We start from the raw sequence: 24278 nt of genomic DNA, 5'->3' as shown, positions 1-24278 counted from the left end.
GGCTGTACGGCGGCGAGCTCCTCTTGGCTAGGGCGCGATGTTCTGGTTGAGGTGGAACAGGTTGTCCGGGTCGTACTTGCGCTTGACCTCCACCAGGCGGTCGTAGTTGCCCTTGTAGTTGTCGGCGATCCTGCCCTGGTCGTCGCCGGCCATGAAGTTGATGTAGCCGCCTGACTCGGAGTGCGGCGAAACCGCGTCGTAGTAGCCCCGCACCCAGTCGACCCCGGCGTCGTTCGCAGCCGGGTCCGGCCACATGCCGGCGATCACGGTCGCGAAGGTGGCGTCGCGGTAGGCGAACGCGGTCGCGTCGGCCGGTACGCGGTGGCAGGCGCCGTTGATCGGGTAGATGTGCACCGTGGAGTTCACGGCCGGCAGGCCTGGCGCATGCTGCAGGTGAGCCTGAATAGCGTCATCCGTGAGCTCTGTAACGAAGTTGGCTTTCCAGTAGTGCTGCAAGCCGGGCGGTACGAGTGCGTCGAAGGCACTGTTCAGCGCGGGATACGGCATCGCCCCGACGTGCTCCGCGACGACAGGAGCGAACTCGCGGAACTTGGCGATCTCTTGCTCGCCCTGGTCGAGATCACCGGCCCAGCAGGCGACTATCAGCGTGAAGGGGTCTCCGTGCCGGTCCTCCGGGATGAACGGCAGCGGTGGCGCCAACTGGAACGCCGGGAAGCCGCCGAGTTGCTCCGGCGCGTCCTTGATCAGGTCCCGGAACCCGGCGAGAACCGCTGCCCCGTCGGACATCTCGAACAGCATCGGCCCGCCGAAGATGGTCTCGACCGGTGCGAGCCGGAACTCCAGCGCGGTGACCACGCCGAAGTTGCCGCCGCCACCACGGAGCGCCCAGAACAGGTCGTCGTGCTCCTTCTCGCTGGCGATCAGGAACCGGCCGTCCGCGGTGACAACATCGGCCGAGATCAGGTTGTCACAGGACAGACCGAGCCCGCGGGACAGGTAGCCGATGCCGCCGCCCAGGGTGAGTCCGCTGACGCCGGTGGTCGAGATGATGCCGCCGGTGGTGGCCAGCCCGAAGGCGTGCGTCGCCGCGTTGAAGTCACCCCAGGTCGCGCCGCCGCCGGCGCGCGCAGTACGGGTGACGGGGTCGACTCTGACGTTGTTCATCAGGCTCAAGTCGGCGACGACGCCGTCGTCGACGGTGCCGAAGCCGGGCACGCTGTGCGAGCCGCCGCGGATCGCCAGGTCCAGGCCGTTCTCGGCCGCGAAGCCGACCGTCGCCATCACGTCCCCCGCGTTCGCGCAGCGCACGACGACTCGCGGGTTCTTGTCGATCATCGCGTTGTAGACCTTGCGCGCCTGGTCGTAGCCCTCGTCCGCATCGGTGAAGACCGGACCTCTGGTGCGCTCCCTCAAGTCCTCGATCGTGTACTCGCCCATGACTCCTCCACTGCCGTGCCGGGCATTCCCCACCTTGCAGCCGGCGCGCGCACTGGCGCGGCACCGGCCAGACCGGCGAGCCACCCATCGAACACAGCGCGAGAAGATTTCCCCAGCCAGCCTCTGGTCCCCCGGACGGCTGCCAGACCTCCCCTGCAGCCTCGTTTCTCCCGACGTTCCCCCTCCGGCCACGCTCAAGTCAATGCCTGACTGAACCCGGCCGGAACCGCCTACCTCGTCTGGACGAGTGTCAAGCTTTTCGCAGTGAGCTGAGCAGCCGTCCCTGCGCCTGCTCGAGGTGGTACCCGAGGTGCTCGGCGGCCGCCGCCGGATCGCCGGCCTCGATCGCCTGCAGGATCGCCGCGTGTTCCTGCGCGACGTTGGCCGGGTTCGCCGTCCGGTGGGCCTGGTACTGGCCCATCGTCAGGTGCACCTCGCCGATGATCAGTTCGTGCATCCGCGACAGCCGCCGGCTGCCGACGCCGGAGACCAGCGCGGAGTGGAAGGCGATGTCGGCCTCGACCTGGTTCTCGAAGAGCCGGTCGCGGGCGGCGTACTCGATCGCGACCTGGGCCTTCGCGGCCGCCGCCGGTACTTCGCCGGTGGCCGCGAGCGAGGAGACCGCGGCCCGCTCGATCGTCACCCGGCTGAAGAACAGGTCGCGGATCTCGTCCTCGTCGAGCGTCGGGACGACCGCGGTCTTGTGGGCCGTGCGGCGCAGCAGACCGAGCGCCGTCAGCCGCTCGAGGCAGGCCTTGGCGGTGGGCCGGGCAACGTTGTACTCGGTCGCGAGGCGGACCTCGGTGAGCTTCTCGCCCTGCGGGATGTCGCCGTTGACGATGCGCTTACGAACGGATTCGTAGAGCGCCTCGGTCAGCGAGGACGGCCCGAGTTCCAGGCTCGCATCGGTAGCCACGGGACCCCCTTCGATCAGATGGTCTGGCAAGTGTACTGGTCAACCAGTCCTCACAACGGCGCTCAATAACCGGCCACCTTGTCGACCACGTTGCGCAGTTCCTCCCCTGCGGTGAAGCGTCGCAGGTTGTCGAGCACGATCTGTTCGCCACGCCGCGCGGTACCGTCACTCGTCGCGCCGTTGTGCGGTGTCACGATGACGTTCGGGAGCGACCAGAAAGCGCTCTCCGGCGGCAACGGCTCGACCCCGTGCGCGTCCAGCCCGGCACCGGCGATCTGCCCGCTCCGCAAGGCTTCCAGCAACGCCTCGTCCTCCGCGATCCCGCCGCGCGAGATGCAGACGAAGTACGCCGACTGCTTCATCCGGGCGAAGGCCGCCGCGTCGAACCGGCCGGTGGTCGCGGGCGTGCTCGGCGCGGTGACCACCACGAAGTCCGACCGCTCGAGCATCCGGTCGAACCCGTCCTCGCCGTACACCTCGTCGACGTACGGCGATGGTTGCCCAGGCCGACGCCGTACGCCGATCACGTGCAGGTGGAACGCCTTCGCCTTCTGGGCCAGGTCGATGCCGGAGTTGCCGAGGCCGTAGATCCCCAGGGTGCGTCCGGCGAGTTCGCCATGGCGGAAGCGATCCCAGCGGCGCTCCTGCTGGGCCCGCAGCCAGCGCGGCACGTCCCGGTTCAGCATCAACATCAGCAGCATCGCGTGCTCGGCCAGGGGAATCGCCCCGTTGCCCACCGACGAGGTCAGCACCACGTCGGACCCGAGCATCTCCGGCGACAGATCGGCGTCGACGCCGGCCGCGGGACTGTGGACCCAGCGCAACTGTTTGGCCCGGGCAAGCACCTCCGGGGGGACCCGGCCGATCACCGCCTCCATCGTCTCGATCACGTCGTCGGCCTCGGACAGGTCCGCGACGAAGCGGAAGTCCACCTCCGGCGCGGTCTCGGCGTACGCCGGAGACTCCTTGCCGACCACAACGATGATCATTTGAGTCCCGTGGTCGCGATACCCCGGATCAGGTACTTCTGCGCGATCGCGAAGAAGATCAGGATCGGCACCAGCGACAGCAACGACATCGCGAACAACATCCCCACCCCGCTCTGGGTCTCGGAGTCGACCATCGAGTTGAGCGCCACCGGCACGGTGAACACCTGCGTCCTGGTCAGGTAGATCAACGGGACGAAGAAGTCGTTCCAGGTCCAGATGAAGGTGAAGATCGTGGTCGTCACCAGGGCCGGCCGCATCAGCGGCAGCACGACGTACCAGAAGGTCAGGAACGGCCCGGCACCGTCGATCCAGGCGGCCCGGTCGAGTTCGCGCGGCAGGGTCCGGATGAACTGCACCATCAGGAACACGAAGAACGCGTCGGTGGCGAGGAACTTCGGGATCAGCAGCGGCCAGTAGGTGTTCACCAGGTCGAGTTGCGAGAAGAAGATGTACTGCGGGATCACCAGCACGTGGAACGGCAGCATCACCGAGGCCAGCGTGATCGCGAAGTACACCTTGCGCATCCGGAACCGCAACCGGGCCAGCGCGTACGCCGTCAGCGAGCAGGAGAACAGGTTCCCCACGATCGAGCCGAGGGTGACCACCAGCGAGTTCACGAAGAACACCGAGAACGGCCGGTTCAGCGCGTTCCACCCGTCCTTGAAGTTGTCCAGCGTCAGGTCCTGAGGGATCAGCCCCGGCTCGGTCAGGATCTGGTCGGCCGGCTTGAACGCGCTGACCACCATCCAGACCAGCGGATAGATCATGAAGGCGACGAACACCAGCAGGCCGGTGTGCTTGAGCGCGGACCGGATCCGGCGTTCTCGCGTCGGCGGCGGGCCGGTGGTCGCGTCGGCGGTGAGTGTGGCCATCAGTTGTCTCCGTAGAAGACCCAGTACTTCGAGACCAGGAAGTGCAGCGCGGTGATCGCGGCGATCGCGGCCATCAGGACCCAGGCGAGCGCGGAGGCGTAGCCCATGTCGAAGGCAACGAACCCCTGCTGGTAGACGTACAGCGTGTAGAACAGCGTCGAGTTCGCGGGACCACCGGTGCCGCCGCTGATGATGTGCGCCTGGGTGAAGGTCTGGAAGGCGCCGATCGTCTGCAGGATCAGGTTGAAGAAGATGATCGGCGTCAGCAGCGGCACGGTGACGTGGGTGAACTGCCGCCACACTCCCGCGCCGTCGACCTTGGCCGCCTCGTACAACTCGTCGGGGATCTGCCGCAGGCCGGCCAGGAAGATCACCATCGGCGAGCCGAAGGTCCAGACGTTGAGCACGATCAGCGTCGCCAGGGCGGTCTTCGGGTTCTGCAGCCAGCTCTCGCCGTTGATCCCGATGAACGCCAGGCCCTTGTTGATCAGCCCGTCGTCACCGAAGATCTCCCGCCACAGGATCGCGATCGCCACACTCGTCCCGAGCAGCGACGGCAGGTAGAACGCGCTGCGGTAGAAGGCCAGCCCGCTCAGCCCCCGGTCCAGGATCAGCGCCAGCAGCAGGGCGAACCCGAGTTGCAGCGGCACGGAAACCACGACGTAGACCAGGGTCACCTTCACCGACGCCCAGAACTGCTCGTCGTGGACCATCCGCCGGAAGTTCTCCAGCCCGGTCCACTCCGGTGCGTTCAGGATGTCGTAGTCGGTGAAGGCTAGATACAGCGACGCGAACAGCGGCACCGCGGTGATCAACAGGAAGCCGAGCTGCCACGGGATCAGGAAGACGTGTGCCGCCCGGCCCTGCCGGTTCAGGTGAAAGGCGGGCCGGCGCCCCTTCGGCGCCGGCTCCTCCGGTTCGGCCTGCCGGACCGGCAGTTCCTCTCGGGTCAGCATGGTCTGATCACTGCGCCCGCTTGATTCCGGCGGCGATCTCCTCGACCAGCTTCTTCGCACCGTCGGGCACGGAGGTCCGGCCGAAGGCGATCTCCTCGCAGACGCGGGTGGTCGCGGTACGCCAGGTGCTCGAGCCGGGCGGCGCCTCGTACCGCGGCCGGCGCTCGGCGGTCCGCTCCTTCTGGACCAGCGTGAGCATCTCCTTCTCGTCCGGGCTGGCGAACTCCGCGGCCTGCTCGGCCACCTTCGGGTTGGTCGGCGCGCCCATCGTCAGCCGGACCGTCTTCAGCATCTCGACGTTGTTGACGTTGTAGTTCAGCACCTTGCCCGCGGCCTCGACCTTGTCGTCGTCGATCCGCTGGTAGATGGCCATCCGGGGGAAGTACAGGTACTTGTGCCCGGCCTCGGCGCCGGCGTCCACCGGCATCGCCCGCAGCCGGAAGCGCTCCTTGGGGAACATCTTCGCGTCGTCGATGATGTGGTTGGAGTTGCCGAAGTTGACCAGCACCTTCTTGCCCACCTGCGCCCAGTCGGGTCCCATCCCCTCCTGCTCGCTGAGCGACAGCGCGGCCCCGGCCTTGCGCAGCTTCTCCCACCAGTCGAGCCAGCTGCCCAGTCCGTCGGCGGTGAAGCCGACCTGGCCGTCCTCGGTCCACAACTGCTCGCCACGCTGCCGCAGCCAGGCCTCGAAGGTGAGGTCGTGGTCCGGCGCGTACGGCGTACCCTTCCGCTTGCCCGGGTTGTTCTTGCTGTAGGCAACGAGGAGTTCCGCCAGCCCGTCCCAGCTCCAGCCCGGATCGGTCTCGGCCGGGATCGTCACCCCGTCGGCGGTGGCGACGGTCTCGTTGTAGCGGATCACCGGGGTGAAGATCGCGAACGGCATGGTGTTCTGCTCGCCGCCCAGCTTGAAGGTCTCGAGGTCCTCCTTGCTGTAGTCCGACCACTGCAGCGAAGGGATGTCGTCGAGCTTCCGGTAGAGCTTGCTCTTGTGATACGTCATCACCTGCGGTGAGGCGATCCAGAAGATGTCCGGCACGTCGCGGGCCGCGATCTGCGTCGTCATCCGCTCCTGGAACGCGCTGTACTCCGCGAACTCGGGCTCGATCCCGATGTCGGTGTTCGCCGCGCTGAACTGCTGCAGCGCCTTGCTGTAGTTCTGCTGACGGATGGTGTTGCCCCACCAGGCGTACCGCAGCGTGGTCTTGTCACCGCCGCCACCGCCGCCGGAGCCGCCGCTGCTCCCGCCGCAGCCTGCTACCGCCGCGGCGGACAGCCCGGCGGCCGTCGATGCCATCGCGAGCTTCAGGAACCCACGCCGATCAAGTCCGGTCATCACGATCTCCCGTTCCTCAGGTGCTTCGGGCTTCGCCTGTCGACCCCCAGGGCAGCGGCTTCCCGATCATTGTTTGTTTCCGCTACATGACAGTCAATAGGTCATGCATAGTTGTTTGACAATCTGGCAGATATGGCGACTACGGCCGGGCGACCAGGACCTCGAACAGGGCGATCGTCGGCACGAGGACGCGACCGCCTTGCACTGGGAGTCGCCGGCCGGCGCAGAGCGCTTCCACGGCTGTGACGCCCTCAGGAAGAGTGAGCCAGCCCTCCCCGATCGGCAGCGGCTGAGCGAAGCGCTGCTCGGCGTCCCCCGATCTGTTGAGCAGATGGATCACGGTCCCCGCGGCTGAGCGGCCCATCACGATCTCGACCTGCTCAGGCAGTTCGGTGTCCACTTGCGGACCGCCCGCACGGACCACCTCGTCGACGAAGGCATCGCGATGAGCGGTGAGCCCGACTTCTCGATAGGCCCGGCCGACAGTCCACGGCATCAGCGTCGCCCGCCCCTGCCCGTACTGCGCGCTCAGCCGGCCGGGGTGGTCCAGCTCAACGTGCCCGTGGCACTTCTCCGGCGGCCCGTACGGCGCCCGCGACATCGCCAGCAGCCCGACCTCGGCTTCCGGGCTCGGCTCGACCAGGTGGAACGCGCCGACGACGGGCAGGAACTGGTCGCCCGACCGTAGGTGGAACGACCTGGCCGCCTCCTCGGTGTCGTGGCTGGACAGCCGTCTCTTGACCGGCAGACAGGCGAGCTGGACCTCGTCCGCGACCAGCCCGCTGTTGCCAGTAGCAATCACCGCGCCACCGCCAGCGGCGTACAAGTCGATCGTTGAGACGGCCTCCGGTGTGAGGCGTCCGAGATCGGGCAGGACGACGGCGCGGTACCGGCCGAGGTTGATCTCGGCCAGCCTCTCCTCGGGGAGCACGTCGAACGGAACGTGCCGCTGGAGAAGCGAGAGATAGAGCCCCTGAAACTCCGGGACCGCCCCGTGCTTGAACTGGTCCGGCCGGACCAGCAAGGTCTTCGCCGCCGGCACGAGATCGCGATACACATCCTGGTGATCGCGGTGGAACCTGGTCAGTTCCTCGGCGATCTCCAAGCAGGCATAGGGATTGTCGTCCGGAGTCCCCATGATGTACGTCGACGGAACCGCCCCGCGAGCCATTGCCTGCAGCAAGTACTGCGCGAAGTGGTGCGGCTCCTCCCCCGCCAGCCGGTACGGCATGTCCACGAAGCCGACCGAGTTGGTCAGCACCGGAACGTCCGGGCGATACGACTTGGCCGCGCTGACGTGCTCGCTGGTCCGGTGATGCCACAAGGGCCGGCCGACCGCGTTGTTGGCCTCGTGGAAGACGATGTCCGCCTGGTCACCGAGCACCAGCGGCGCCTCCGGCCGACGGTTGGCCAGGTGCTCGCGGATCCGCGCGGTCAGGTCGGCCAGGACGGTCCGCGAGAAGCGCTGCCACGTCTCGTACCCCGGCTCGCCCTTACCCGCGGGAAGCCGCTCGCCCAGCGCGTACTCGGCGTACCGGCGTACGCAGAGCAGGCAGTGGCAGACGCCTCGGTAGCGGCGGCTGTAGTCCACCTCGTTGAACGACATCCAGTTGCAGAAGAAGCCGTCGATCGGATACCGGTCGAGCACCTCGTCGAGTACTTCGAAGAGCTTGACCTGGTAGTAGTCGCCGCTCGGGCAGACGCTGGTGAGGCCGTTGTAGACCTGGGGTTCCCCAGCGGCGTCGACGAAGCACCAGTCCGGGTGCTGCTCGGCTCGCCGATGGTCGATCTTGGAGAAGTCCATCCGGCCCATCACCCGGATTCCCCGGGCGGCGGCCGCCTTCACCGCATCGCCGACCAGGTCGCCCGACGGCCGCTCGGCCAGCCAGGGGTTCGCGGTCTGGAAGTCGAGCGCGGTCGGATAGTTCGAGAGGATGCCACCGACGCTCAGCAACCAGGTGTTGGCTCCGAACTCCTCCAGGTAGTCCAGCACCCGCTCGACATCCAGCCCGGCGTCGATCTCGCGCAGGTTGGTCTGGAACATCCGGAACGGGTCCTGCCACCACAGCCTCATGACCGGTTCCGGCGCAGCGTCTTGTGGAGCGCGGAGTGGTCGAGATCCCCGTCCCCGTCCGCGATCGCCGCGTTCATCAACTGCTGGGTCGCCGCCGTGTTCGGCAACGCCAGATCGAGTTCGGCGGCGGCCTGGACCGCGAGCGACAGATCCTTGCGATGCAGGCGGATCCGGAAGCCCGGCTCGTAGCTCTCGTTGATCATCCGCTCGCCGTGCACCTCGAGAACACGCGAGGAGGCGAAGCCGCCCATCAGGGCCGCGCGGACGATCGCCGGATCAGCGCCGGCCGCTTCCGCGAACAGCAACGCCTCGGCGACGGCCTCGATGGTGAGGCCGACGACGATCTGGTTCGCGACCTTGGCGGTCTGCCCGGCGCCGACGTCGCCGATCCGGGTGATGTTCTTGCCGAGTATTTTGAACAGCGGCCTGGCGCGCTCGAACGCCTCCGGCCGGCCGCCGGCCATGATGGTCAGGCTCGCCTGTACGGCGCCGACCTCGCCGCCTGACACCGGTGCGTCGAGATAGTCGCAGCCCTGCTCTTCGATCCGCCGGGCGAAGGTCTTCGTCGCCGACGGCGAGACCGAACTCATGTCGATCACCAGCGAGCCCGGCTTCAGACTCTCCGCCACCCCGTCGACGCCGAACAGCGCGGCCTCGACGTCCGGTGTGTCCGGCAGCATCAGGATGATCACCTCGGACCGCTCGGCCGCCTCCGCGGCGGACGAGCACTGGTGACCCTCGAGTTCGCCCTTGTCCCGGTAGAGCGACAGATCGTGGCCAGCGGCAATCAAGTTCCGGGCCATCGGCCGGCCCATCACGCCCAGCCCGACGAAGCCGATCCTCATCGGTTCCCCCAGGTGAGGTGGACGACCTCGAGCAGGCCGGCGGTCGGGATGGTGATCTCCGCCCGGCCGTTCGCGATCGTCGGCTCGACCTCCACGCCCGCGACCAGCAGCCGGCACGTCACCGAACCGCCCGGTACGGCGACCGACACCGTCTGCGGCGGCAACGGCAACGTCTCGCGGATCGGGCCACGCATCGCCATCGGATTCGTCAGGTTCACGATCGCGACAGCCACCTGGTTCTCGCCACGATGCACGGCGAGGTCGACCAACCCCGCACCCTCGACGGTCACTTCGGGATCCTTGCCCAGCGCCCAGCCGACCGCGTTGGCGACGAGCAACCCGTGGTCGGACTGCAGCGCCTCCCAGAAGATCGCGCCCAGGTTGAACGGGAAGTAGACGACTCGGCCGCCGTTCTCGTTCTGCCGGCAGATCACCGCCGGCCGGTCGGGATCGTGCCGCGAGTACACCTCTTCCATCGGCAGGTCCGGAAAGTCCGGGATGAACCGGAACGGCACCTCGGTGTCCGGAGCAGCTTCCACACCGAGGATGTGAGTACCGCCGATGATCCGGGTGGTCCCCGCGAAACCCTGGTTCAGCCGGTGCTCGGCCATCAGCGCGATGTAGTTGTTCTTGACCGGCCGACTCCCCTCGACCAGATGGACGCCGAGCACGTCCGCCAGACCGAAGTCGGCCCGGGCCTGCCCGCGTTCGTCGTACAGGGAGGTCTGGTACGCAGCGACGAGCGAGCCGCCTGCTTCGACGTACCGGCGCAGTACTTCGCACTGGTCGTCGCCGAGGTGTTCGGCGTTGGCGAGCACGATCACCTTGAACGGGCTGAGGCGTTCTGCCGACAACACCTGATCGGAGATGAACTCGAACGGAACCCGGGCCTCGACCAGCGCCTGGTAGAAGCCGTCCTCGTGCTCCACGCACCGATCGCCTGCTCGCAACTGCCCGGCCCGGGTCGGGTCGAGCAGCGCGACCTCGGCGGTGATCCGCAGATCCTTGAGCACGGGCTCGACCTGTGCGTGCAGGGTGAACGCCTCGACGATCGGCGGCACCCACCGCTGGTCCGGCACGCTCGCGTTGAACTTCGTGAACCAGGGCAGCGCGCCCTGCGCGAACCCGTCGACGATCCAGGTCTTCGTCTCCTCGGCGGGTGCGACCGAGTCCTTCCAGCGGTACTGGTGGTGCTCCGGACCGACCGAGGTGATCAGCCGGACCGGCCGGTCGGGGAAGACGCCGCGGTTGCGCTTGCCGTTGCGGCCGGCCGCCCACGGGACCTCGGTGCCGGACCGGCCCTGCTTGTCGATGATGAAGATCGGGTAGTGCTTCTCGACCAGGTCGCGATCGAGGTCGCGGGCCGCCAGCGCGCCGAGGTTGGGGATGAACCTCGCGTGCGGGCGGATGTCACGGACTGCCTTGTCCCAGGTCGCCACCAGCCGGCTGAGTTGCCGGCGTCGCCAGCCGACGTACTCGTGCCAGCCCTCGGCCTGCTCGGCGACCGGGAGGTCGAGGCCGGTCTCGTCCTTGAAGGACTTGCGCGCCGCCTCGCTGTACGAGATGCCGCCGTAGCCTTCCCAACGGTTCGCGAAGACCGAGTCCACGTCGTACTCGCGAACGATCTCGCGGGCCACCTCGGTGATGAACTCCCGGTGATAGTCGGTGAACGCACAGGTCAGCCAGATGCCGGGGTGGGCCCAGTGCTCGAGCGGCTCGCCGTTGATGTCGCGCGCGAGCCACTCGGGGTGCGCGGCGGCCGCGTCCGCGTGGATCGCGTGCGGGTCCACCCGGGCCATCACGCTCATCCCCAGACTCCGCGAACCTTCGACGAGCGCGCCGAACGGGTCCGTGTCGCCGAGGTACTTGCTGCGGTAGTGGTACTCGATCTGGGTCGGGTAGTAGGCGATGTAGCCGCCCGCGCTGATGCAGGTCGCGTTCGACCGGCTGTCGCGCATCAGGTTGAGCCAGAAGTCCGCGTCGAAATGCAGCGGGTCGTCCTCGGCCAGCGTGATCTGCGCCCACCGCGTCGCCTCCGACGGCCAGTCGGCGCTGCGCTCACGAGCCGCTGTACTGCGCTCCTCCGTGCCGACGGGGACGGTCTGCTCAGGCTCGGTCCGCATTCTGAATACCTCCGGGGTCGCAGGATCGCCAGGGCCATCATCAACTGCGAAGATTGTTAGACAAGATTGCACGCCTGGCAAGAGCTGGTGTTAGCCTTTCGGCATGAAATATCGCGGCCATGAGCTGAGCGCGAACGTGTCGATGCTGTTCACCGAGCTCCCTTATCCGGACCGCTTCGCCGCGGCGGCGCGGCACGGTTTCACCCAGGTCGAGTCCTGGTGGCCGTTCCCCACCGCGGCACCGAACTCGCCGGAGCTCGACCGCTTCGCCGCCACGATCGCCGAGTCCGGCACCACCCTGAACGCGCTGAACTTCTACGGCGGCGACATCGCCGGCGGGGAGCGCGGGATCGCCTCGCGGCCGGATCGGCAGGACGAACTGGCGGCGAATGTCGAGGCAGTCGTCGGCATCGCCGAGCGGACCGGCGTACGGCAGTTCAATCTGCTCTACGGTCAGCTCGACGATCGCTGGTCCCCCGAGGAGCAGGCGGCGACCGCGGTCGCGGCGATCCGCTCGGCAGCCAAGGCGGTCGCCGAGTTCGGCGGCACCATCCTCCTCGAACCGCTGTCACAGGGTCTCAACGGCCGCTACCCGCTGCTCACCGCCGACGACGTCCTCGACCTGATCGACGGACCGTTGAGTGACGTCCCCAATCTGTCGCTGCTCTTCGACACCTTCCATCTCGCCAACAACGGCGTCGACCTTCTCGCCGGCGCTGAAGCGCTCGCCTCTCGGTTGGCGCATGTCCAACTGGCCGACACCCCGGGCCGAGGCGAGCCAGGATCCGGGACCATCCCGTTCGACTCGATCCTGGATGCCCTCAAGTCGTCGGGCTACCGCGGCGTGGTCGCTTGCGAGTACAAACCGAGCACCGAGACAACAGCCAGTCTCAGCTGGGTTACAGGCTGAGGGCCTCGGTTGTACTGTGCCTCATGGGCACCTGGGATCCCTCGGTTTTCGGCAACGACGAAGCAGCCGACTGGGCCGGCGAACTGGCCGAGAACGGCACCGTCACGGCAGTCGAGCAACTGCTCACGACCATCGCGGGCTACCCGCTGACGGAGTACCTCGAAGTCGGTACGGGCTCTTCGGCGCTCGCGGCCGCCGAGGTGGTCGCCGCCGCGATCGGCAAGCCGACGGCGAGTACGCCGTACAACAAGGAAGTCCTCGAGTGGGCCACCCGGCATCCTGAACTGGAGAGCCTGCGGAGTGTTGCCCGAGCGGCGGCGGAGCGGGTCCGGACGCCGGAGTCCGAGCTGCTCGAGGTGTGGGAAGAAGAAGAGGTCGACACCCGCGATCGCGAAGCCTGGGAGAACTCGGTCGCCGATCTCGTGACGCGTCTGCTCTAGACCTCCTGCTCCTGTGGGCGGCGGTGTCGTCCTCGCCTTCGGGTCCGACGCACCCGTGACTGACCTCGGCGCCCGAGGGGCGGCTCAGATCCAGTCTCTGCGCGTTGCTTCCATGGCGAGCTGGAAGCGGGTTTGCGCGCCGACGCGCTGGGACAGCTTCATGACGTGTCGCTGCACCGTCCGCTCGCTCCAGCCGAGCGCCCGGCTGGCTGCCTTGTCGGTCGCCCCGGCCGCGAGCAGCGTCAACAGCCGCACCTCGTCGTCGCTCAGGGCAGCATCTTCGCCCTCCTCACCCTCGGCCGCCGTCATTCCCAACCGCACCGGGACGCTGCGCTCCCAGGCCAGGTCGAAGAGCGCGACGAGCGCGTCCAGCAGCGGCGACGGATGGACCAGGTACGACGCCGTGACCGCGTCGTCGCCGGTCCGCAGCAGCGGGATGATCGCCAGCCGATCGTCGGAGATGCCCAGCTTCATCGGCAGGTCGGACGCGATCCGGGCCTGCTCACCGTGCCGGATCCCACGGCTGACGTCTTCGAGCCAGCCGGGCAGTTCGAGCACGGTCCGGTCGTAGATGACGCGATACTTCACCCCGCGCTTGAGCAGATCCAGTTCGACCGGGTTCGACTCGGAGTGGGCCTGCGGAGCGGCGTACGGCGGGCGGTCGAAGCCGCGCATCTCCACCCGGGTGTTCTGCTGCATCTCCACCCACCGATGGTTCACCTCCTCGCGGCCGGACACGACCTCGACCAGTTCGCCGGGATGGTTGAAGCGAGCTCCCGCCCGGTACATCTCCATCAGCGTCCGGACGTGCGACCGCACCTCGTGCAGCGCGCCCTCCCGCTGCCGCAGGATCGCCTCCAGCCCGCTGTCCGGCGACACCGCGACGTACTGCGCCGGGCGCCCGTCGATGCGGGTGGCGAGCCCTAGCTCGACGATCAGCCCCAGCGAGCGGCGTACGACGGCTTCGGCAGTTCGGGTGTCGGCGATCAACTCGGGCACCGTCGCCCGCGAGCGGCGTACCAGCGCGTTGTAGATGTCTTCGTCGACTGGCCCCAGCCCGATCGTCTCCAGCACCGTCGCCCTCCCTTGTCGGTCCGGGCGATTGTGCCATCGAGGTGTCGTAGACCCGCCACCTGACCGGAAGTCGCCGCCTGAACTGCTTGTGCGTGCCTAGGCCGGGTGCGAGTCTTTTCGGACGCTGGTCAGTCCTACGACGAGCCGCCCTTCCGTCCGACCATCCGGAACCACCCAGTCCCGGGCCCGGCATCCGCCGTCGCCCGTCGCTGCCGTGCGCCCGGCCCGAGGAGAACCTCATGTCGCTGTCCCTACGCCGCCGATGGTGGCTAGCCGCGTCGCTCCTGCTCCCCACCACCCTGGCCCTCTCCCCCGCCGCGGCCGCCCCGCCCATGGCAACCTCGATGGGCACATCGATGGGCGCCGCCGGTACTGCGCTGGGCAGTCCGCAGCCCGGCAAGATCGACCGCTCGCTGCTCGACCAGGTGAAGGCGGCCCGTTCGTCCGGCGGCAAGATCGAGGCGGCCGTCGTCCTCAAGCAGCCTGCTCTGACGAGCGCGCCCGAGCAGGTTCCGGCCGAGTTGAAGCGGGAGACCGCCGAGACCCAGAGCCCGGTGATCGCCACGGTCGAGGCGCACGGCGACGAGGTCGTCAGCACGTTCTGGCTGAAGAACATGGTCCTGGTCCGGGCGAAGCCCGCGACGCTCGACGCGCTCACCGGCAACGCCCTGGTGGACCGGATCATCCCGAACTTCGAACTGAAGGCTCCCGAGGAGAAGCCGGCCCGTGCCGCGAAGGCCGCCGCCGAGACCTCCACCTGGGGTCTGGCGAAGATCGGCGCCGACAAGGTGCAGGCTGAGCGCGGGATCACCGGCGACGGCGTACGGGTCGCGGTGCTCGATACCGGTATCGACGTCAGCCATCCCGATCTGGCCGGCAAACTGGTCACCGACGACCCGTCCGACCCTGCGTACCCGGGTGGTTGGCTGGAGTTCGGCTCGGGTGGCGAGCCGGTGCACTCGAATCCGCACGACAGCAGCTACCACGGCACCCACGTGGCGGGCACCATTGCCGGCGGCAACGCTTCGGGCACCCAGATCGGCGTCGCGCCCGGCGCGAAACTGATGGGCGGTCTGGTGATCCCGAACGGATCCGGCTCGCTCGCCCAGGTGATCGCGGGCATGGAGTGGGCGATCGCCCCGTACGACGCCGACGGCAACCCGGCCGGTGAGCCGGCCGACGTGGTCAGCATGTCGCTCGGCGCGGAGGGCTTCGAGGACGAGATGATCGAGCCGGTCCGGGCCATCCACCGCGCCGGCGTCTTCCCCTCGTTTGCCATCGGCAACGAGTGTCTGGAAGGCGGATCCTCCAGCCCCGGCAACGTCCACGAAGCGGTCAGTGTCGGCGCGACCGATGCGAACGACGACGTCCCCGACTGGTCCTGCGGCGGCACGGTGAGCCGGACCGACTGGATCGACGCACCGGCCGAATGGCCGGCCTCCTTCGTCGTCCCGGACATCTCGGCGCCGGGCGTCGACGTCTTCTCGACCCTGCCGGACGGCAGTTACGGCCTGCTGAGCGGAACCTCGATGGCGACCCCACACGTCTCCGGAGCAGTCGCCTTGATGCTCCAGGCCCGCCCGGACCTGAGCGTCGACGAGTCTCTCGACATCCTCGCCGGTACTGCGATCGCCGACGCCCGGTACGGGCAGATCCCGAACACCCGGGTCGGACTGGGCCGGATCGACGCCCTCGCGGCGGTCACCGAGGCCGGGTTGAAGAGTGGAGTCCGCGGCGTCGTCACAGACGACAAGACCCGGAAGCCGTTGCTTGGGGTAACCATCTCACTGCCGACCGGACGCAAGGTGGTCAGCGATGCCACCGGCGAGTTCGAGCTTCGTCTTGCCGCTGGCAACTACCAGTTCTCGCTGTCCCGCTTCGGCTACCGGGCTACCACTGCTTCCGCGCAGGTTCGTGCGGACCGCCTGACCGACGTACGGGTTTCGCTCGATCGGACCCGCTGGGGCACGATCACCGGCAAGGTTGTCTACGGCCCGACGGGGTCGACCGTGCCAGGCGCCACCGTCGAGGTGCAGAACGTGCCGGACAAGTTGACCGCCACGACCTCGCGGGACGGCCGCTACACGATCCGCGATGTCCCGGAGGGGACGTACCAGGTGATCGCGAACGCCGCGGGCATCTCGCGCTCGGCGCCGGCCACGGTCGCAGTACGGACGCAGGGCCGGGCGGATCTGGCGCTGCCGCGGCCGTTCCCGACCGAGCGGGTGTCGACCTCGGCCGAAGGTCTGCAGGGCAACTCCGACATCTGGTGGCCCGAACTGAACGACGACGGCAGCGTCGTCGCCTACGCCACCGCCTCCTCGAACCTCGTGGCCGACGACACCAACAACGACCTCGACATCTTCGTCACCGACCGGAAGTCCGGCGCGGTCGAGCGCGTCTCGGTCTCGTCATCGGGTGAGCAGGGCAACAGCTTCTCGCTCTCCCCCACGCTCAGCGCCGACGGCCGGTACGTCGGCTTCAACAGCGGCGCGTCGAACCTCGTCCCGGGCGACACCAACGGCCAGGCGGACTCGTTCGTCCACGACCGGGTCACCGGCACGACCGAACTGATCTCCGTCGGCCTCGACGGCAAGCCGGCCGACAACATGTCCTCGCCACCGTCGTTCACCGCCGACGGCCGGTACGTCGTCTTCAACAGCGACGCCTCGAACCTGGTCCCGGGCGACACCAACGGGCAGACCGACATCTTCCGGCGCGACCGGCAGACCGGTGTCGTGGACCTGGTCTCGACCGCCCTGGACGGCGGCTTCGGCAACGGCGGCTCGCGCGAGCAGTCGATCAGCGCCGACGGCCGGTACGTCGCCTTCGTCAGCGACGCGACCAACCTCGTCACCGACGACGTCGAGTTCCAGCGGGACGCGTTCGTCCGGGACCTGCAGACCGGCACCACCCGCCGGATCGCCGGGTCGAAGCCGGGCGAGAACGCCTCACCGGTGATCAGCGCCAACGGGCGGAAGGTCGTCTTCGACAACCGCAGCGCACCGGACTGGAACCTGCACCAGTACGTCTACGACCTGCAGACCGGCTCGACCGAGTTGGCAACGGTCTCCAGTTCCGGTGAAGCGGGCGACAACTGGTCGTTCGCCGGGTCGATCAGTGCCGACGGCAACAAGGTCGCGTTCTACAGCGACGCGACGAATCTCGCCGCCGGTGACACCAACGGCAAGCCGGACATCTACGTCCGTGATCTCGCCGCGGGCACCACGACGATCGTCTCGGGCGGTCCGGACTCGGTCCAGGGCGATGGCCGGTCCGAGCTGCCGATGATCAGCGGCAACGGGCGGTACGTGTCCTTCCAGAGCACGTCCGGGAACCTCGTCGGCGGTGACACCAACCACCGGTCGGACATCTTCGTCCACGATCTGGTGGCGGGCCCGGAAGCGCGGTGGGCTTTGACCGACCTCGCGGTCAGCCCGGTGGTGCGGGTCGGCCGGACCGCCTCGGTCACCGCATGGGTCAAGAACGTCGGTGAGGCGGCAGGCACGTACGACGCCGTCCTCAAGCTGGGCGGTCAGGTCGTGGCCAAGCAGGCGGTAAGGCTGAAGACTGGTCAGGAAACCCGCGTCACCTTCAGCATCCGGCCGACCGCGCCGGGCACCGCCACTCTCACCCTCGGCCCGCTCACCGAACAACTGACCATCCGCCGCTGACCGCGGCACCCGCCGTCGCTCAGCCGGCACCGCATGCCGCTGAGCGACGGCACCAGAGCGTTGCGTCCGGGGCACCGGGGGCCCTGACCCTCGGTTCCCCGGACGCAACTTGGGCGGGGACGGCACCATGGGTTGCATGGACAGACGTCGGCGAATTCTCTGGGCGGGCTTCGCCGCGTTGACCCTGGTCACCGCCGCGGCCTGCACTCCGGACGAGGCCTCTGCGCCGGAGCCAAGCCCCTCGGCCTCGTCGTCCCCGCCCGCTTCCTCGGCACCCACGCCCTCGGGCCCGCCGTCTTCCGCGCCCACCGCCTCGGCGCCGGCCGCTCCATCGCCCACCACGCCCGCGCTTCCACCGGTGACCGACCCGGTCTCCCTCCCAGCGCTGATGGCGAAGAAGTACACCGGCGGCTCCATCCGCCTCGGCCGGGTCCTGGCCCGCAACGAGGCCTACACGCGGTACTTCGTCACCTACCCGAGCGGCAGGCTGACGATCTCCGGCATCCTCAACGTCCCGCGCACTCCCGGCAAGCACCCCGCGCTCGTGCTCAACCACGGCTTCATCGATCCAGCCGTCTACACGAACGGCCGCGGCCTGATGCGCGAGCAGGACTACCTGGCCCGCCGAGGGTACGTAGTACTGCACACCGACTACCGGAATCACGCTCAGTCGTCGAAGGACGCCAACTCCGAGCTCAACCTGCGCCTCGGCTACACCGAGGACGTGATCAACGCGGTACTGGCGCTCAAGGCCGCGTCGTACGTCGACCCCGCCCGGGTCGGGCTGTTCGGCCGGTCGATGGGCGGCGGCATCACCTACAACGTGCTCGTCGCCCAGCCCGGTCTGGTCAAGGCGGCGGTGGTCTACGCGCCGGTCAGCTCGAACGCCGCCGACAACTTCAACCGCTGGACCCGCCCCGACGGCGCCGTCGCGACCGCGATCCTCCGCGCCCACGGCGAGCCCGCCAGCAACCCCGCCTTCTGGCGCAACGTGTCAGCCGTGAACTTCTTCGACCGAGTCACCGAACCACTCCTGATCCAGCACGGCGACGCCGACAGCACCTGCCCCCCGGTCTGGTCCGCCAGAACCCTCGCGGCCCTGAAGGCCGCCGGAAAGACCGCCACCCTCTACACCTACCCCGGCGAAGAACACGCCTTCGCCGCCGCCTGGCCCACCTCCATGTCCAGAACCGTAGCCTTCCTCAAGCAACAGGGTCTCTAGCCAGCCGGGGCTTTGGTTGCCGCGACTGCGTACATGGTCAGGGACATGTGGAAGGATCCGCGGGCGGCGGCCTCGGCTAGGCCTTGCTGGAAGGCTTCGGCTTCGGGTGCGGTGATCACGCCGAGGGCGGCGCAGGTCGTTGCCATCATTGTCAGGTAGCCCTGGGCTGCTCCGCTTTGAGGTTCGAGCCAGGTTGCTGCGGTCTCGTCCACGGTCGTGAGCCCGGCGTCGGCGAGGAGGGCGCGCAGCGTGCGGCCGGAGTACGGGTTGGCGGTTTCGGCGAGCAAGAACGCGAAGATGCGGCTGAGTACTTCGGGGTCGGCGGGGTAGACGATCGCGGTCGCCCAGTCCGTGTCGACGAGCGCGATGCGGCCGCCCGGTCTGAGCACCCGAGCCATCTCGGAGACCGCCTTCCCGGGCTCGCTGATGTGCTGCAGGACCCGCTCGCATCTGACGGCGTCGAAGGACGCGTCGTCGAACGGCAGCGACAGCGCGTCGCCGTCGACCACCTCGATCCCCTCGGCTCGGCGGACAGATTCGGCTCGTAGACCCGGGCTCGGCTCGACGCCGACGGCTCTCCCGCTCGGGCCCACACGCTTGGTCAGCTCGACCAGGTCCTCGCCCGTTCCCGAGCCCACATCGAGTGCGCTCTCGCCCTCCGCCGGTGCCAACGCCGCCAAGACCCACGCCTTCAGGTGCTGGACGGCCGGCTTGCTCGCGATCAGATCCAGGATCGTCGCCAACTGGGCGACGTTCTGCCGGTCCGCCTCGGACGCCTTGAAACTGCCGGGCGTCGACTCGTCCGGCGACAGCGCTTCAGCCATGTCCATCCCCCTCTAGACGACTTCAGCGTAGCGCCGGACTCGATGTCGGCCTATGCCCCGTCGCGCAGCCTGAGCAGCGCCCAACTCACCGCAGCGAACCCGGCTGCCTGCAGTCCCCAGCCGAAGAGATCGAGCGTGTGGTTCGGCACGATCACCGCCGAGACGAAGTGGATCGGCTGGGAAACGATCACGGCCACGGCTGCCCACTTGGCGACGACCCGAGCCCGCCACATCGCCACGCCGAGCAGGATCGTGCCGACGACGTGCCCGAGAACGTAGACCCCGGCGGCCACGTCGTTGGTCGGATGCATTGATTCGGACAGCCGGACAACGGTATCGACGTCAAGGCCTGCTTGCGCCCCGGACCAGACGAACTGGTCCGCCGCCGCCAGCCAACTCAGCGCCAAGTAGCCCGGTACCAGCAGCAGCATCGCGATCACCGTCAGCCTCGGAGCGCCTGGCTTGGTGAACCGCCCGACCACATAGGTCGCCGGGACCAGCGTCAGGATCGCGAGGAGGCCGAGCCAGAGTACGGCTGACATCCGGCCCTGCTCCGCCATGGCTCTCGCGGTCATCGCGGTCGTGTCGTCCGTGGTGTCGTAGGGCAACACGTACCGCAGTACTGCGATGGCGGCCGGCCCGATCGGCAGCAACAGCGCCTCGAACACCGGGCGCACCGAGGTCGGAGTACGGGTTGCTGTGGTGGTCATCGCGCACCTGCCAATTCGCGCGCCGGGACGAGGACGAGCGCAGTACCGGCGATCGCCAGCGCGATCGTGAACCCCGCCGCCACCATCGCGATCGCCGGGATGTCCCCCGCGAAGAACGCCGGTACTGCGCTCAGCCCCGACAGCAACCGCACTGCGATCAGCGGTACTACGGCCCGCCGGGCACCCCGCCAGGCGAGCACCACGAGCACGAGGCTCACCAGCCCCAGCGCGGCCGCGATCAGCGCGACAGACATCGGCGGGTGCTCCCCATCGGTCAGCACCGGCGTAAGCAGATCCCCCACGGACAGCACTCCGAACACGACCAGACCGGCCCGAAACGTACGAGACATCAGAACCTCCCCTAATCACGCCCCTTCACGAACCCGGGGCCTCGGCAACCACCGTCGCCCCCGCCGGCACCCGCCCACCTGAGCCGGCGTTCACCGCGGGTCAGGAATCAGCCCGACCACCCCAGGAACCCAATCCCGGGACGCCGGGAGCCTCCAAGGCGCACACTGATCCACATGACAGGAGGCACCAACGGGCCGCGAGACAGCCGTCCGCGGGATCCGCAACCCAGTCCGCACCCGCACCAGTCGCCGGCGGACCCCGTTTCCCGGCCTTCAGCGCCTTCGCCTGCCGGCACCGCAGGCCGGCGCGCTTCCCTCAAGCAAGCCTTGGCCGTCTCCGTCGCCACCTTCGCCGTCGCCGAGGTGCTCGCCGGCATAGTCCTGGCCCTCGTCGTCAACTGGACCTTCGCCACCGCGCTGGACAGCTTCCTCGTCACCAACGGACTGATGGGCCTCACGTTCGCCTCCTGCGGCGCCGTGATCGCCTGGCACCGCCCCTCGAACCCGATCGGCTGGCTCTTCATCGCCGACGGCCTCGCCCACGCCACCACCGCGTTCGGCGCACCACTGAGCCAAGTCCTGTACGACAGCGGCGCGCCGCCCACCCTCCAGCGCGTCTCCGCCACCGTGATCATGTGGTCGTGGCCCTGGGCAATCGCCTTGTTCCTGCCGCTCGCCCTGCTTCTCTTCCCCGACGGCCGCCTCGTCTCACCGCGCTGGCGCCCGGTCGTGATCGCAACCGTCCTCACCGCGCCCCTCTTCGCCCTGGAGATGGGCGCCGGTACGGAACCGCTCTTCGACGGCGGACCCACCGGCTACCCCGCCATGCCGACGTACGACCAGTTCCAGCCGTTGTGGACGGCAACCGAACTCCGCAACCTCATCGTCTTCGTCCTGGCCATCGCCAGCCTGGTGATCCGCTATCGCCGAGCCTCCGAGACCGGCCGCCGCCAGCTCCTCTGGTTGCTGCTAGCAACCACCATCATGCTGGCTTTCGTCGCTCCCTGGGCGCTGGTCACCGGGACCCCGGTCTTCGTGTTGCTGGCCATTCCGTTGGTTCCCATCGCGGTTGCGGTGGCGATCGTCCGCCACCATCTGCTCGACATCCGCGTGGTCGTCTCCCGAGCTCTCACCTGGGCTCTGCTGTCGCTGGTTGCCGTAGCAGCCTATGTAGCTTTGGTCGCCCTGACCGACTCGTTCATCTCGTCTCGCTTCGGCCGCTCGGCCTTCGTCACCGTGCTGGTCGCGCTCCTGATCGCCCCGGTCCTGCCGCGCCTGCAGCGGATGGTCGACCGTGCCATGTACGGCGACCGCCGCGACCCCGCGCGGATCGCCTCGCTGGTCGGCGAAGAGCTCTCCGCCGGAACCGCCGGCGGCATGCCCGGCGTCGTCACCGCCATCCGCTCCGCCCTGAGGCTCCCGTACGTCGCCCTCTCCACCTCCGGCACGATCTCCCCCGGCACGATCTCCCCCGGCACGGTCCCCACGTCCCCCGGCACGATCTCCGCCTCCTCCGGCACGGTCCCCGCCTCCTCCGGCACGGTCCCCGCCTCCTCCGGCACGATCTCCGCCTCCTCGGGCACGATTCTTGCGTCGTCCGGAGTCCCCGGCACGGTGGTACCGGTCGACCTCTCCTACGGCGGCACCACCGTCGGCTCACTCCTGGTCGGCCTCCGCCCGGGCGAATCGTCTTTGTCCGCAGCCGATCGCGACGTGCTCGCGCTGGTCGCAGTGCCGCTGGCTGTGGCCGTGCACGCCACCCGCCTCTCCTCGGAGCTCCAGACTTCCCGCGAGAGACTCGTCGCCGCCCGCGAGGAGGAACGCCGCCGCCTACGCCGCGACCTCCACGACGGCCTCGGCCCCACGCTGACCGGCGTAGCCTTCACCGCCGACGCCGCCGCCAACCTCATCTCGGTCGACCCCGCCCATGCCTCGGAACTCCTGACCACCTTGCGCACAGACACCCGTACTGCGATCGCCGACGTACGCCGCCTCGTGGACGACCTCCGCCCACCCGCCCTCGACGAACTCGGCCTGGTCGGAGCACTACGCCAACGAGCCGACCAACTCTCCTGGCGAGCAGATGGCGCCTCCATCTCGGTCTCGGTCGAGGTATCCGCCGACGCCCTCCCGCCGCTGCCGGCCGCCTTGGAGGTCGCGGCGTACCGCATCGCCACGGAGGCGCTGACGAACGTAGTACGGCACTCGCACGCGACGTCCGCAGTACTGTCGCTGCGCTACAACACAAACCTGGAGATCGAGGTAACGGACAATGGCGCTCCCCACGGCCCTTGGCACCCCGGCGTAGGCCTCACCGCCATGCAAGAACGCACCTCAGAACTAGGCGGCACCCTGAAAACCGGCCCCACCCCCACCGGCGGCCAAGTCCACGCCACCTTCCCCTTAACCGCGACGCCAACCACACTCTCAACAATTTCGCCCACAGCGGAGTCCCACCCGGCGGCGACACCATGACCGCCACCCCCGCGATCCGAGTCGTCCTCGCAGACGACCACCCCGTCGTCCGCGCCGGCCTGGCCGCCCTCCTCACCTCCCTCCCCGGCATCGAGGTAGTAGGCGTAGCCGCCACCGGCCGAGAAGCAGTCCGCGAAGTAGTAACCACCCAACCCGACGTAGCCGTCCTAGACCTCCAAATGCCCGACCTGGACGGCTTCGCCGCGACCCGAGAACTAGCCCGCTCCGCCCCCACGGTCGCAGTACTCGTCCTCACCATGTTCGAAGACGACGACTCAGTCTTCGCCGCCATGCGCGCCGGCGCCCGCGGCTACCTCGTCAAGGGCGCCGAACAAGACGAAATAGCCCGAGCCATCCGCGCAGTAGCCGCAGGAGAAGCAATCTTCGGCCCCGGAGTAGCCCGCCGGGTCCTCTCCTTCTTCTCCGCACCCCCCACCCCCACCGCAGACCCCTTCCCCGACCTCACCCCAAGAGAACGAGAAATCCTCAACCTCCTGGCCTCCGGCCTCACCAACGCCGCCATCGGCACCAACTTAGGCCTAGCCTCGAAAACGGTAGCCAACAACGTCTCCACCATCTTCACCAAACTCGCCGTAGCCGACCGCCCCACCGCCATCATCCGAGCCCGCGACGCCGGCCTCGGAAACGGGCCTGGGTAACGGCCTCGGGGCCCCACCTGACCGAGGCCGGAAGTGCTCAGCCCTGGGACTGGATGTGGCTGATGACCTGGTTGAACTCGTCGGTGGGTGAGAAGTCGACGTACTCGCTGTCCTCCAGCGCCACCGGGACGTGGCCCGGGGCCCAGTACACCGCCTGGCCGGCTTCGTAGATCTTGTCGCCGTCCGGCGTTCGCATCTGGAGCCGGCCCTTGAGCATGTAGCCCCAGTGCGGGCATTGGCACTGGTCGTCGGGGAGGCCCTTCAGTGCGGGTCCGAGGTCGGCTCCCTGAGGCAGCCGGATGAAGGAGGTGGACATGCCACCGCCGATCTCCAGCAAGCGCACCTCCACACCGTCGCCCTCGATGACAACGGGAACGTCTTGTCTCGCGACAGCCTTCATGATTTTCTCCTCGCAAATAGCAGCCAACTGCTGG

At 68.4% G+C, this 24278-nt stretch carries 20 protein-coding genes; 6 read left to right on the top strand and 14 right to left on the bottom strand.

All coding sequences use genetic code 11. From position 1 onward, the window contains the following. Positions 1 to 27: 27 nt before the first annotated feature. From ABD255_RS16495 to ABD255_RS16455, 9 genes are all read right to left on the bottom strand, one after another. Positions 28 to 1398, bottom strand: a complete 1371-nt coding sequence (locus ABD255_RS16495) for an FAD-binding oxidoreductase (RefSeq protein WP_344214692.1) — start codon at positions 1396 to 1398, stop codon at positions 28 to 30. Positions 1399 to 1648: 250 nt separating this feature from the next. After that, positions 1649 to 2314, bottom strand: a complete 666-nt coding sequence (locus tag ABD255_RS16490; RefSeq protein ID WP_344214690.1) for a GntR family transcriptional regulator — start codon at positions 2312 to 2314, stop codon at positions 1649 to 1651. A 62-nt stretch (positions 2315 to 2376) separates the two neighbouring features. After that, the gene (locus ABD255_RS16485; protein WP_344214688.1) at positions 2377 to 3303 is read right to left on the bottom strand and encodes a D-2-hydroxyacid dehydrogenase; all 927 of its coding nucleotides are present in this window, start codon (positions 3301 to 3303) and stop codon (positions 2377 to 2379) included. Continuing rightward, positions 3300 to 4175, bottom strand: coding sequence for a carbohydrate ABC transporter permease (locus tag ABD255_RS16480; protein WP_344214686.1), 876 nt, complete (start codon positions 4173 to 4175; stop codon positions 3300 to 3302). Before ABD255_RS16480 ends, ABD255_RS16485 begins: the two co-directional genes overlap by 4 nt. Continuing rightward, a complete protein-coding gene (locus ABD255_RS16475; protein ID WP_344214684.1) occupies positions 4175 to 5131 on the bottom strand; it encodes a carbohydrate ABC transporter permease in 957 nt (318 codons plus the stop codon). The genes ABD255_RS16480 and ABD255_RS16475 overlap by 1 nt, the downstream gene beginning before the upstream one ends. A gap of 7 nt (positions 5132 to 5138) precedes the next feature. After that, positions 5139 to 6464, bottom strand: coding sequence for an ABC transporter substrate-binding protein (locus ABD255_RS16470; RefSeq protein ID WP_344214682.1), 1326 nt, complete (start codon positions 6462 to 6464; stop codon positions 5139 to 5141). A gap of 139 nt (positions 6465 to 6603) precedes the next feature. Continuing rightward, complete coding sequence (locus tag ABD255_RS16465; RefSeq protein WP_344214680.1) at positions 6604 to 8538, bottom strand: beta-galactosidase trimerization domain-containing protein; 1935 nt, start codon at positions 8536 to 8538, stop codon at positions 6604 to 6606. Further along, positions 8535 to 9383 (bottom strand): 2-hydroxy-3-oxopropionate reductase, encoded by an 849-nt coding sequence (locus ABD255_RS16460; RefSeq protein ID WP_344214678.1) that lies wholly within the window; start codon positions 9381 to 9383, stop codon positions 8535 to 8537. Before ABD255_RS16460 ends, ABD255_RS16465 begins: the two co-directional genes overlap by 4 nt. After that, positions 9380 to 11506 carry an alpha-amylase family protein gene (locus ABD255_RS16455; RefSeq protein ID WP_344214676.1) on the bottom strand — a complete coding sequence of 709 codons (2127 nt, stop codon included), beginning with the start codon at positions 11504 to 11506 and terminating at the stop codon, positions 9380 to 9382. Before ABD255_RS16455 ends, ABD255_RS16460 begins: the two co-directional genes overlap by 4 nt. A 103-nt stretch (positions 11507 to 11609) precedes the next feature. Here ABD255_RS16455 and ABD255_RS16450 point away from each other — a divergent pair, with 103 nt between their 5' ends. Together ABD255_RS16450 and ABD255_RS16445 are read left to right on the top strand one after the other, a co-directional pair. Continuing rightward, a complete protein-coding gene (locus ABD255_RS16450) occupies positions 11610 to 12416 on the top strand; it encodes a hydroxypyruvate isomerase family protein (RefSeq protein ID WP_344214674.1) in 807 nt (268 codons plus the stop codon). A gap of 23 nt (positions 12417 to 12439) precedes the next feature. After that, entirely contained in the window at positions 12440 to 12856 is a 417-nt protein-coding gene (locus ABD255_RS16445) for a DUF4259 domain-containing protein (RefSeq protein WP_344214672.1), read from the top strand. Positions 12857 to 12940: 84 nt separating this feature from the next. On the opposite strand, the gene ABD255_RS16440 is transcribed toward ABD255_RS16445, so the two are convergent. Continuing rightward, positions 12941 to 13930, bottom strand: a complete 990-nt coding sequence (locus tag ABD255_RS16440) for a helix-turn-helix domain-containing protein (protein ID WP_344214670.1) — start codon at positions 13928 to 13930, stop codon at positions 12941 to 12943. A 239-nt stretch (positions 13931 to 14169) separates the two neighbouring features. Between ABD255_RS16440 and ABD255_RS16435 the strand changes: the two genes are divergently transcribed. After that, positions 14170 to 17604: a S8 family serine peptidase gene (locus ABD255_RS16435; RefSeq protein ID WP_344214668.1), complete on the top strand. Its 3435-nt coding sequence runs from the start codon at positions 14170 to 14172 to the stop codon at positions 17602 to 17604. A gap of 136 nt (positions 17605 to 17740) precedes the next feature. Continuing rightward, on the top strand, positions 17741 to 18826 hold the full coding sequence (locus tag ABD255_RS16430) for an alpha/beta hydrolase family protein (RefSeq protein WP_344214666.1): 1086 nt from the start codon (positions 17741 to 17743) through the stop codon (positions 18824 to 18826). Here ABD255_RS16430 and ABD255_RS16425 read toward each other — a convergent pair. Genes ABD255_RS16425 through ABD255_RS16415 form a run of 3 tightly spaced genes read right to left on the bottom strand, consistent with a single transcriptional unit; the run spans position 18823 to position 20710 of the window. Then, a complete protein-coding gene (locus tag ABD255_RS16425) occupies positions 18823 to 19650 on the bottom strand; it encodes a methyltransferase domain-containing protein (protein ID WP_344214664.1) in 828 nt (275 codons plus the stop codon). The two genes, ABD255_RS16430 and ABD255_RS16425, sit on opposite strands and share 4 nt — an antisense overlap. 50 nt (positions 19651 to 19700) lie before the next feature. Beyond that, positions 19701 to 20360 carry a hypothetical protein gene (locus ABD255_RS16420; RefSeq protein ID WP_344214662.1) on the bottom strand — a complete coding sequence of 220 codons (660 nt, stop codon included), beginning with the start codon at positions 20358 to 20360 and terminating at the stop codon, positions 19701 to 19703. Next, positions 20357 to 20710 (bottom strand): hypothetical protein, encoded by a 354-nt coding sequence (locus ABD255_RS16415; RefSeq protein WP_344214660.1) that lies wholly within the window; start codon positions 20708 to 20710, stop codon positions 20357 to 20359. The genes ABD255_RS16420 and ABD255_RS16415 overlap by 4 nt, the downstream gene beginning before the upstream one ends. 327 nt (positions 20711 to 21037) lie before the next feature. On the opposite strand from ABD255_RS16415, the gene ABD255_RS16410 reads away from it, so the two are divergent. Next, the gene (locus ABD255_RS16410; protein WP_344214658.1) at positions 21038 to 23185 is read left to right on the top strand and encodes a histidine kinase; all 2148 of its coding nucleotides are present in this window, start codon (positions 21038 to 21040) and stop codon (positions 23183 to 23185) included. Then, complete coding sequence (locus tag ABD255_RS16405) at positions 23182 to 23844, top strand: response regulator (protein WP_344214655.1); 663 nt, start codon at positions 23182 to 23184, stop codon at positions 23842 to 23844. The genes ABD255_RS16410 and ABD255_RS16405 overlap by 4 nt, the downstream gene beginning before the upstream one ends. A gap of 37 nt (positions 23845 to 23881) precedes the next feature. Here ABD255_RS16405 and ABD255_RS16400 read toward each other — a convergent pair whose 3' ends face one another. Next, complete coding sequence (locus ABD255_RS16400) at positions 23882 to 24244, bottom strand: cupin domain-containing protein (protein WP_344214653.1); 363 nt, start codon at positions 24242 to 24244, stop codon at positions 23882 to 23884. Positions 24245 to 24278: the final 34 nt, after the last annotated feature.

It is taken from the genome of Kribbella sancticallisti, assembly GCF_039530625.1.
Taxonomy (GTDB): Bacteria; Actinomycetota; Actinomycetes; order Propionibacteriales; family Kribbellaceae; genus Kribbella; species Kribbella sancticallisti.
Note: the sequence above shows the minus strand (reverse complement) of the source record. Positions and strands in the feature narration are given on the sequence as shown.